We start from the raw sequence: 8487 nt of genomic DNA on the forward strand, positions 1-8487 counted from the left end.
GCGGAACGCACGGTGGACCATGTCGAACCGGCGGTTGACCTGCATCGCTACCGACCCAATGCAGCCGTTGCCGACCCTTCTGCGACGTTAGATCCAGCTAGCCTGGATGGCTGTAACGCCCGATAAACCGTCTTTCGTCCCCCGAGGAGCGGAGGGCCGGTTCCGGACCCTTCGCGGTCATCCCCAAGACTGAGCGGGGCGACCGAGGCGGCGAATGAGCGACCGTCGTGCCTCGCCGGATTTCTCCACCCCTCAAACTGGCACTGATTTCGCGGGAGCCTCGGTTCCTGGCCGCGCGCAAACTGGGCAGTAAAAAACCGACAGTAATCGACGGGCAAACATTCGCGGCATTCTCAATAGTCCGTCGACCTGCGCACTACGCGACACACCTTCTATGCACCAGGCACAAAAGTGCTCACAGTTGTTCGTTAGCAGCCTGTACCGATTCTCGCCAATACGTGAGCGCGCTCGCCTTACTACATCTGCGCCCTGGAACCGGACTGCCGGATCATGTATTACCGATATCGAATGCCCGTTGGCAAACGACAGTATCGAGACCTCTTCAATAGGGCCGGCGGAGAAGACGTGGGAGAATCCGCCGTAGTGAACCACTTTTCCACGACCCACGTAGATCCCGTGATGGGTATAGCCGAAGCGGGCAGTAATGAGGTGCGATCCCACGAGAATATCGCCAAGGCGATCGCCCTTCCCAAAGGCGCTATACATGGTGTGATCCAAGGGTGTTCGAAGGGGGAGCCAGGGTCGGCAGTGGCGCGCCGACCCGGACATTTGCACGGGGGCTAGCCGCAATTACTTGCCGATCGTGTAGCGCGTAAGCGCGCAAACATTCACGTTCCAGCGATTCAGGGTAAGGCCGCTCTCCATCACCGTACGCAGGTCATACCGGCAGTGACCGCTCCCATCGTCAGGGTCGATCACGATCGAATGGCCCGGGCGAATCATTTCCGTGTCCAGAAGATCGGGACCAAAGATACGGTCATCGACGTTTTTCGCGTAGAAGGCAACGATGTACTGGCCGGTGGCGTTGCGCAATTCAAATTCATAGGGGCTTGCATTGGCGACGCCAGTAGCAAACGTGGTTGCTGTGGCGGTGAGCACGGCGAACGCGGTAATTGCAGCTTTCATGACTATCTCCAGTCCGTTTAAGGGGGCATCGATTTCTCGATGACTGAAGTCTGGTCGATGAAGGCTTTTGCCAAAACCCAGAAGCCGGGGGGGCAAGAACCCTGATTTCGTGTGTCGGTCAGCAGCCCTCGGATTGCGGGGTAAGCTCGCCCTGACAGTAGACACATGAATCTGGAGAATGCCCCCTTGAAGAAAAACGATGCCACGATGAGGAAGAACAGGTTCAGCGAGAGTGAGGTCGTGGCGATCTTGAATGAAAGGGATCAGGACTGGCGGTGGCGGAGGTATGCCACAAGCACGGAATCGGCGTGGCGAACTACTACGCGTGGAAGTGCGAGTGCGCAGGTGCTACGGTCAGCGACCTGACGCGCATGCAAGCTTTGGAAGCCGAAAATGCCAGTCTCAAGCGGATGTATGCCGACTTGGCTCTGGAAAACGCGGCCATGAAGGATGTGCTGTTGCCGAAGTGGGGACGCCGTCCATGAAACGGCAAGTGGCCCGGATCCGTCCGCAAATCGGTGAGGGGAGCCCAGATGCGGCAGAGTTCTTCGCAGGCGATGCCTGGGTGCCAAACGGCTCACCAGCAAAGTGCAGGACAGGCCGTAGGGCCTCATCCTGATAGCCGTAGTGCTGCACTAAACAAGCAACAACGGCCCGAACTAACGTACTCCTTGGGGTCGCAGGCGCCGCCATCCGAGATAGTTGGGGGCAGCGGCGCCCTATGGCGTAATTGCGATACGCGAAAGGTGAGGCCAATTAGGGGCCAGGAGGGGGCGAACCATCCTTATTGCCGGACGGCTCGGCGTAAGCCGTCTGGGCTGAGACGAGCGTTAGGGTGGGGAGTACAACCTCGCCAGCGAGGGCGGCGATCAGGGTGAGTGCAAATGTGAGTTTCTTAATTGCCTTTTCTCCTGGTGAGTGATAACGACCGCTATAGTTATGGCCAATATCAGAATCGTGCATGTTGGTCGCATGAAAGCCGATAACGTCCTCGCTCGACGCATTGGCGCAACCCGAAGCTGTATGGGCTTGCATGCGGAACCCCGTTGTCGAGGATTGCGCCGGCGGCAGCGGAGTGGCAGAGGCGTCCCCCCTTTTGGAGGGGTCCGGCCTCCGCTTTGTAAGGGAGCAAATCGGGGCGGCCGAGCCTTATGATTAAGTAACAAAGGGGATCGACATGACCGCCAAAGGCTTTGAGCGTGTTTTGCTGGTCGAGGATGAAGGATTGACCAGGGCGGCGATGCGGCGACTAATCCTCGCAGGCCAGCCAGAGATGACGATCGATGAGGCGAGCAGCTTCACAGAGGCGACTGGAAGACTCGATAGCGCGCCCTATGATCTCGTTTTCCTGGACTACAGGCTGGGCGGCGAGGGGAACGGACTTGATGTTCTTCGCTGGATCGCTGAAAAGGGACTCGAAATGCAAACAGTGATGCTTTCGGCACAAGATGACCGGGCAACTGTACTCGAATGCATCAAGGAAGGCGCTTGCGGCTTCATTTCAAAGGCAAGTGAAGGAGGGGGAGAGGTGTTTCGGGAGGCCATAGACACCATCCTGAGTGGCCGGGTTTACCTCCCGAGCAACGTGCTGGGAAAAGGGGGGCAAAGCCCGCCTGCCGTCACGCCCCCCCGAGGGGTACCGATTGAAACACTTAACTTGCCGCCGCGGTTGGCACAAGCCCTTCGATACCTTCTGCAAGGGATGTCCAACAAGGCCATCGCTCGCAAGATGGACATAAGTGAGAATACGGCCAAGGAATATGCGGGCGATCTGCTGGTTCGATTCAATGTGACACGCCGTACCTTCCTTATTGTGGAGCTCGCGCGGCGCGGTATCGAAATTCCGGCCGAGCGATAGTATGACGCACAGTTACTGTTGCTGCATGGCACGTGCAATCGCATTGCGCAGAAGCCATGGGTTTACCGGTTTCATTAAAAGGCGACCGCAAGTGACTTCGGGATGCGATGGCGGCACTGACTCGCCGGTGACAACTAGGTAAGGCAAGCTGGCTCCTGTCCGGCGTCCAATTAATGTCAAGGCATCGCGGTAAGTACACTGTCCGGGCAACCGGTAGTCGAGAATTACCAGATCGGGAGGCCTCTCTATTTCAATTAGCATCCCGTCGAGTTCACCTAAATCGGAGGCGCCTTCGACCAGCATCCCCCATTGCTCCAATAGCGCGATCATGGAAGCACGCGCAAGGGGATCGTCCTCGACCAGAAGTACAAAGCGATTCTGTATTTGAATCTCGTCAGCGGTTTCCCCTGGCGGTTGATTGAGTTGCCTTTCGATTCCGTCCAGCGAAGGCCGCGGCAGATCTATTGAGAACCGAGATCCGATGCCAAGTCGCGATCTTACTTCAATGCGGTGCTCCTTCAGAATGGAGATGGCAGCGTTAACGATGGAAAGACCGAGCCCAAGCCCATTATCCCGTGAGCGTTCGTCGTTGCTTACCTGGTAAAAGGGGCGAAAAATATCGCGCAAGAGTTGTGGCGGGATCCCTATGCCATTATCGACAATATCAACGCGGACCCGCGTATTGAGCCGCACGATTCCCACAAGTACGGTCGGCGGTGTAGCGAGCCGGTCCGCGTGATACTTGATCGCATTCGCGACAAGGTTGGTCAGGACACGATGCAGCCAGTGCGCGTCGCTGATTACATGTACAGCAATCGACGGAGTGCGGAGGCGAACCGTTACACCTTGCGATCTTGCGAGTTCACCAACCTGGTCGATCACGTCCTTGAGGATTGACGTCAACTCAAGCTGGTGGTATTCGGGCACGACGCCTCCCGCCTCCAGTCTTGACAATTCGAGGATACTATTAAATAGCCTTGCCATGACATTGGCTGCGTCGCTTGCCTGTGCAATAAGTCTTTGAACCTCGGGAAAGTTGCCGCGTTGAAAGGCCTCCTGTCCGGCATGCAAGAAAAGATTTAGCGCATGCATGGGTTGCCGCAGATCATGTGTTGCAGTAGCCAAAAACATAGACTTCGCCTGATTCTGGCGTTCCGCCTCCTCGCGTTGGCGGGCCTGGATTGCCAGCAAAGCTTCTGTCGTCGCTGCCCTAGCCTTCTGCGTCTCCTCGAGGATCTGCTGTTTGTTTTCGAGATCGGTGTTCGCGAGCGCCAGCCTTTCGTTCGCATCGCGCATGGCCAGTTCAGCCAGAAATCGGTCCCTGCAGTGGCGCTCGGCATGCACATTGACTGCCAGCCCGGTCAAAATCACAATCACGAGAAAAAACATCCCATACACGAAATTCTCCGGAGCAAGGGGGTGAAATACCGCTTGCATGAAAAAGACGGTGGCGACAAGGATGCATGACGTAGCAAGAGTAGCTTTTGCTTTCAGATTAAAGAATCCAAATTGAAAGAACTCTACTAGGTACAAACCGGAAAAATAGTGCGTAAATGCATGAGTCGGGGGAGAAAACGCAACCTGTCCGACAAGCAGCGTGCCGGCTGCCAAAACCCCGCAAAGAATGCTTAGTTGCGCGAGGCTGTCTCTTCGTATCCTCGAGCAGAGATAAACAAGTGCCCCAAGTACGGCCGTCCCTGCAAATCTAAGGAGCAAAATTTGCGGTAGAACGTGGCGAAAAGCCTCATTGTTGGCGCCGTTGTAGAGGTCCCACCCCAAAAAAACGCTCCAAGTCAGACACGCCAGAATCGATGCCGCAAGCCTGGAACCGGCAAAGCGCCGTCCATGATCTCCAATGTATGCAGACTCTATCGTCTGATCGGTGAATTGGCGAGGTGGCGTGAATATCTCTACCAAGTTCGTTGCAATCTGGCGAACCGCGCTCGCCTTGTGGCCTGCTTCATTGGCATGTGTCGAAAGCGGTCCATTGGCGGTTTCCATAGTTTCCCTCCCGAAGCACGCCTGCTGAATGTACTCTTTGCGGCTCTGTATGGTCCCGCAAGTCTTGCTGCGTTACTCCTATGCGTGCTGCAAATAGGTTAGGCGCAGATAGTCCCTTCCCGCAAAGTCGGGAGGGAAGGTGCACTAGAGGCCATCTTCGGATATTCCTGACTACCAGCTCCAATGGCCGAAGTTCGAATGGAAGTGGCTGGACGATCGCGTCAACTCGGGTGGCAGCTCATCAACCAACTCGGTCATCGGATCAACGAGCCGTGAGTGGCAGCAACTGGCCGTAAGCGGCCGCTACGAGCGGTTCTTCTTTCTTCTATTTCCTGACCGACGTCATCGCGGTAAGCCATGGTGCATTCCGGCTCGAGCAGATGGGCGCGAGGGCCCAATCCACGCACCTCAATGGCATGGCAATGGCGGCGCTTGCCGAGTCGGAACGATTTTTGGAGTCGACACCATTCATGGCCGGCGACGAATTTTCTCTTGCTGACATTTCGGCATTCACCATCGCCAGTGCTTTTCGCGAGGATCTTCAGTGGGCAAGTCATCCTGCCCTTACGCGTTGGTTTGAGGCCGTCTCGATGCGACCTGCCGTCATCAACGGTCTCAAGGCCTTTGCCTAGGAGCCACGGCCCCTGACTTCAGGTCGGGTAATCTGCACTTTGTCTTCGCGCGAGCTTCTCTTCTTGACTTCCATTTAGATGGTGACTACCATCTATTTAAGATGGTTAGCGACCACACACAACAGGAGCGGCGAGATGAGAAAGACGAAGGGCGAGACGGCGGAAACACGTAGACGCATTGTCGAGGTCGCCGCTCGGGAATTCCGGCTGAACGGCATCCAGGCGACGGGGCTGAACGATGTGATGTCTCCGTTGAACCTTACGCAGGGCGGCTTCTATCGGCATTTCGCCTCGAAGGACCAGTTGGTTGCAGAAGCGTGTTCTCAGGCGATGACTGAAGTGATCGAGGGGCTGACAACGGCCTCTTGCAACAGTCAGGCTGCCAGCGGTTTTGCCGCCATGGTCGAAGCCTATGTGTCTCAGGCCCACCGCGACACACGGACAGGCGGATGCCCTCTGGCGGCAATGGGAAGCGAGCTCGCCAGGGCCGATAAACAAACGCGCGCGGCGGCCGCGCAAAGTTTTGACGATCTGGTTGACGTACTGGCGAAACATATGGCGGACAAGCCGTCGCAGGAAGTCAGGTCGTCTGCCGTGTTCGCGTTAGCGGCCATGATTGGGGCCGTCACGATGTCAAGAGTCGTTGAAGATTCCGACGCTTCAACGGCGATTCTGGAGGATGTGAAGCAGCACCTCGGGGCGATGTAAACCTGTCGGACACATTCACAGATTGGAGCAATTCATGGAACAGCGTAAATATCTCATCACTGGCGCCACGGGTAAGACCGGTGTCCACACCATCCGATTCCTGCTGAAGGCAGGGCACGCGGTTCGCGCCTTCGTACACCAGGAAGATGAGCGCAGCGCAGCCCTCCGCGAAGAAGGGGCAGAGATTTTCGTCGGCGACCTCCTCGAGCACGACGACGTGATTCGTGCCATGGACGGCGTGGACGGCGCGTACCTGTGCTATCCGGTTCGTCCCGGCTACATCCAGGCCACCTCGTACTTCGCTGATGCCGCACGGCGTGCCGGCGTTGAGGTCGTGGTCGAGATGTCGCAAATCTCGGCACGAGAAGATTCCAAGAGCCATGCCGCGCGCGATCACTGGATTGCTGAGCGCGTTCTCGACTGGTCCGACGTTCCGACCGTCCATATTCGCCCGACCTACTTCTCCGAATGGCTGACATTTCCGTGGGTGCTTGACCCCCTGGTGCAGGAAGGCAAGATCACGCTGCCCTACGGGGAAGGGCGTCATGCGCCGATCGCAGCCGAGGACCAGGCGCGTCTGATCGCCAGCATTCTCGCGGAACCCGCAGGCCATATTGGCAAGACTTACTCCCTCTTCGGCCCCGTCGAGCTGAGTCAGCAGGAGATCGCGAGCGAGATCAGCAAGGTGCTAGGACGCGAGATCACCTATGTGCCCTCGACCCTTGAGCAATATCGCGAACATCTGCAGAAGTACAACCTGCCTGAGTTTGTGATCCAGCATTTCCTTGAAACCGCCATCGACTATCAGAACGGAATCTTCTCCGGTACGGATGGCGTTATCGAAGAAATCACGGGCCACGCGCCGCAGACTGTGGCTGCGTTTGTACAGGCCAATCGTCAAGTGTTCCAGGCGTAATTTCGTCAGGAACCCGCCGCCCACACAGTCGGATGATCGTGCGGGCGGGCGGGGGACGTAGGTTCATGAAACTCAGTGGCAACACGACATTCAATACGAGCGGTACGTCTGGCATTGGCTTCGAACCGCCGTTCAGGAGAACGAAGTGAGCATCCCTGTCACTATCGGTGGCTTCATCGCGCCCGATTCGGAATTGTCTCGAAAGGCCGCATCACTCGTCGAGAGCGTGCACTCGAAAGCGATGCTGAACCACGTCCACCGGACCTGGTGGTTCGCCGAGTTCCTTGGGCAGAGGCGGCAATTGCAGTACGACCGGGAGGTCGTTTACCTTGCATCCGTCCTTCACGATCTTGGCTTGACCCATGAGTTCGTTGCCGATCAGCGTTTCGAAGTCGATGGCGCCAATGCTGCCAGCAAATTCTTGCGCGGACATGGCTACCCGGCATCCAAAACCGATCTGGTCTGGGAAGCGATCGCGCTGCATTCCAGCGGTGGCATCGCCGAGCTTATGGCGCCGGAAATTGCCCTGGTCTTCATGGGCGCCCATGTTGACGTGCTCGGATTGCGTTATGACGAGGTGACGCCTTCCTTCGTCGATGACGTTGTTCAAGCGTATCCGAGACTCGGATTCAAAGCGGCATTCCAGGAAGCCCTGGCCGAAGTCGCCAGGAAGAAACCACATACCGCGATCGGCACGGGACTGGCCGACATCGGGCACCGCCACGTACACGGATTCTGCATTCCGGACGTCTGCGACCTGATCAATGGCACCCCGTTTAAAAGTTGATACAGCCATGTTGCCGTATCGGTGGCCCTGCATCAATGAATGACTTTGGTGGCATATCATTCAACGCCATTACGACCGCATTTTCGCGAGTCCGCGCGCTTGAAAGGAGTTGCCGGCTGCCGGTCTACGAGCACACACGTCCAAATCTGATAGCGCTCGAGCCGATGAGGTGCGACCAGACGCTCGAACGGCTTGTCGTCGGCTGAATCGGCCAAGGCCACCAAACGGGAGGCGCCCGCCTTCCGTCAGAGAGCCGAGCTGATCATCGTTCGTGCTTGGCGATGAAGGCCTCAACAGTGTCGTGCAATAGGCCGGGCTTTTCCAGGAAGATGAAGTGACCACCGTCCAGGATGGCAAACTCAGCTGTTCCATAAAATCTGCTCAAAGTTGAGCATTGGATTTATCCGCACTTCGTTGACGCGGCTTGCGCCGCCCAACT

10 protein-coding genes are annotated in these 8487 nt (G+C 57.0%); 6 read left to right on the plus strand and 4 right to left on the minus strand.

Features of this window, described 5'->3' with window-relative positions; all coding sequences use genetic code 11:
* Positions 1–252: 252 nt before the first annotated feature.
* Positions 253–789 carry a lecithin retinol acyltransferase family protein gene (locus tag ACGLHR_RS49240; RefSeq protein ID WP_400103111.1) on the minus strand — a complete coding sequence of 179 codons (537 nt, stop codon included), beginning with the start codon at positions 787–789 and terminating at the stop codon, positions 253–255.
* A gap of 21 nt (positions 790–810) precedes the next feature.
* Positions 811–1146: a hypothetical protein gene (locus ACGLHR_RS49245; RefSeq protein ID WP_400103095.1), complete on the minus strand. Its 336-nt coding sequence runs from the start codon at positions 1144–1146 to the stop codon at positions 811–813.
* Positions 1147–1421: 275 nt separating this feature from the next.
* Here ACGLHR_RS49245 and ACGLHR_RS49250 point away from each other — a divergent pair, with 275 nt between their 5' ends.
* A complete protein-coding gene (locus tag ACGLHR_RS49250) occupies positions 1422–1631 on the plus strand; it encodes a transposase (protein WP_400103097.1) in 210 nt (69 codons plus the stop codon).
* Between the two features lie 271 nt (positions 1632–1902).
* Here the strand turns inward: ACGLHR_RS49250 and ACGLHR_RS49255 are convergent, their stop codons facing one another.
* Complete coding sequence (locus tag ACGLHR_RS49255; RefSeq protein ID WP_400103099.1) at positions 1903–2181, minus strand: hypothetical protein; 279 nt, start codon at positions 2179–2181, stop codon at positions 1903–1905.
* Positions 2182–2323: 142 nt separating this feature from the next.
* Here ACGLHR_RS49255 and ACGLHR_RS49260 point away from each other — a divergent pair, with 142 nt between their 5' ends.
* The gene (locus tag ACGLHR_RS49260) at positions 2324–3004 is read left to right on the plus strand and encodes a response regulator (protein WP_400103101.1); all 681 of its coding nucleotides are present in this window, start codon (positions 2324–2326) and stop codon (positions 3002–3004) included.
* Between the two features lie 12 nt (positions 3005–3016).
* Here the strand turns inward: ACGLHR_RS49260 and ACGLHR_RS49265 are convergent, their stop codons facing one another.
* A complete protein-coding gene (locus ACGLHR_RS49265) occupies positions 3017–5005 on the minus strand; it encodes an ATP-binding protein (RefSeq protein ID WP_400103103.1) in 1989 nt (662 codons plus the stop codon).
* 416 nt (positions 5006–5421) lie between these two features.
* Here ACGLHR_RS49265 and ACGLHR_RS49270 point away from each other — a divergent pair, with 416 nt between their 5' ends.
* The 4 genes from ACGLHR_RS49270 (at position 5422) to ACGLHR_RS49285 (ending at position 8048) form a co-directional block, all read left to right on the plus strand.
* A complete protein-coding gene (locus ACGLHR_RS49270; RefSeq protein ID WP_400103113.1) occupies positions 5422–5637 on the plus strand; it encodes a glutathione S-transferase C-terminal domain-containing protein in 216 nt (71 codons plus the stop codon).
* A gap of 135 nt (positions 5638–5772) precedes the next feature.
* On the plus strand, positions 5773–6345 hold the full coding sequence (locus tag ACGLHR_RS49275; protein WP_400103104.1) for a TetR/AcrR family transcriptional regulator: 573 nt from the start codon (positions 5773–5775) through the stop codon (positions 6343–6345).
* 34 nt (positions 6346–6379) lie between these two features.
* Entirely contained in the window at positions 6380–7261 is an 882-nt protein-coding gene (locus ACGLHR_RS49280) for an NmrA family NAD(P)-binding protein (RefSeq protein WP_400103107.1), read from the plus strand.
* Between the two features lie 145 nt (positions 7262–7406).
* The gene (locus tag ACGLHR_RS49285; protein WP_400103109.1) at positions 7407–8048 is read left to right on the plus strand and encodes an HD domain-containing protein; all 642 of its coding nucleotides are present in this window, start codon (positions 7407–7409) and stop codon (positions 8046–8048) included.
* Positions 8049–8487: the final 439 nt, after the last annotated feature.

The organism is Cupriavidus sp. CuC1, from assembly GCF_044627735.1.
Lineage (GTDB): Bacteria > Pseudomonadota > Gammaproteobacteria > Burkholderiales > Burkholderiaceae > Cupriavidus > Cupriavidus ulmosensis.

What these genes read in the sequence shown, in the direction of transcription:
- ACGLHR_RS49280 (WP_400103107.1), top strand. Translation starts at nt 6,380, where the DNA reads ATGGAACAGCGTAAATATCTCATCACTGGCGCCACGGGTAAGACCGGT.
- ACGLHR_RS49265 (WP_400103103.1), bottom strand. Translation starts at nt 5,005, where the DNA reads ATGGAAACCGCCAATGGACCGCTTTCGACACATGCCAATGAAGCAGGC.
- ACGLHR_RS49255 (WP_400103099.1), bottom strand. Translation starts at nt 2,181, where the DNA reads ATGCAAGCCCATACAGCTTCGGGTTGCGCCAATGCGTCGAGCGAGGAC.
- ACGLHR_RS49260 (WP_400103101.1), top strand. Translation starts at nt 2,324, where the DNA reads ATGACCGCCAAAGGCTTTGAGCGTGTTTTGCTGGTCGAGGATGAAGGA.
- ACGLHR_RS49245 (WP_400103095.1), bottom strand. Translation starts at nt 1,146, where the DNA reads ATGAAAGCTGCAATTACCGCGTTCGCCGTGCTCACCGCCACAGCAACC.
- ACGLHR_RS49270 (WP_400103113.1), top strand. Translation starts at nt 5,422, where the DNA reads ATGGCAATGGCGGCGCTTGCCGAGTCGGAACGATTTTTGGAGTCGACA.
- ACGLHR_RS49240 (WP_400103111.1), bottom strand. Translation starts at nt 789, where the DNA reads ATGTCCGGGTCGGCGCGCCACTGCCGACCCTGGCTCCCCCTTCGAACA.
- ACGLHR_RS49275 (WP_400103104.1), top strand. Translation starts at nt 5,773, where the DNA reads ATGAGAAAGACGAAGGGCGAGACGGCGGAAACACGTAGACGCATTGTC.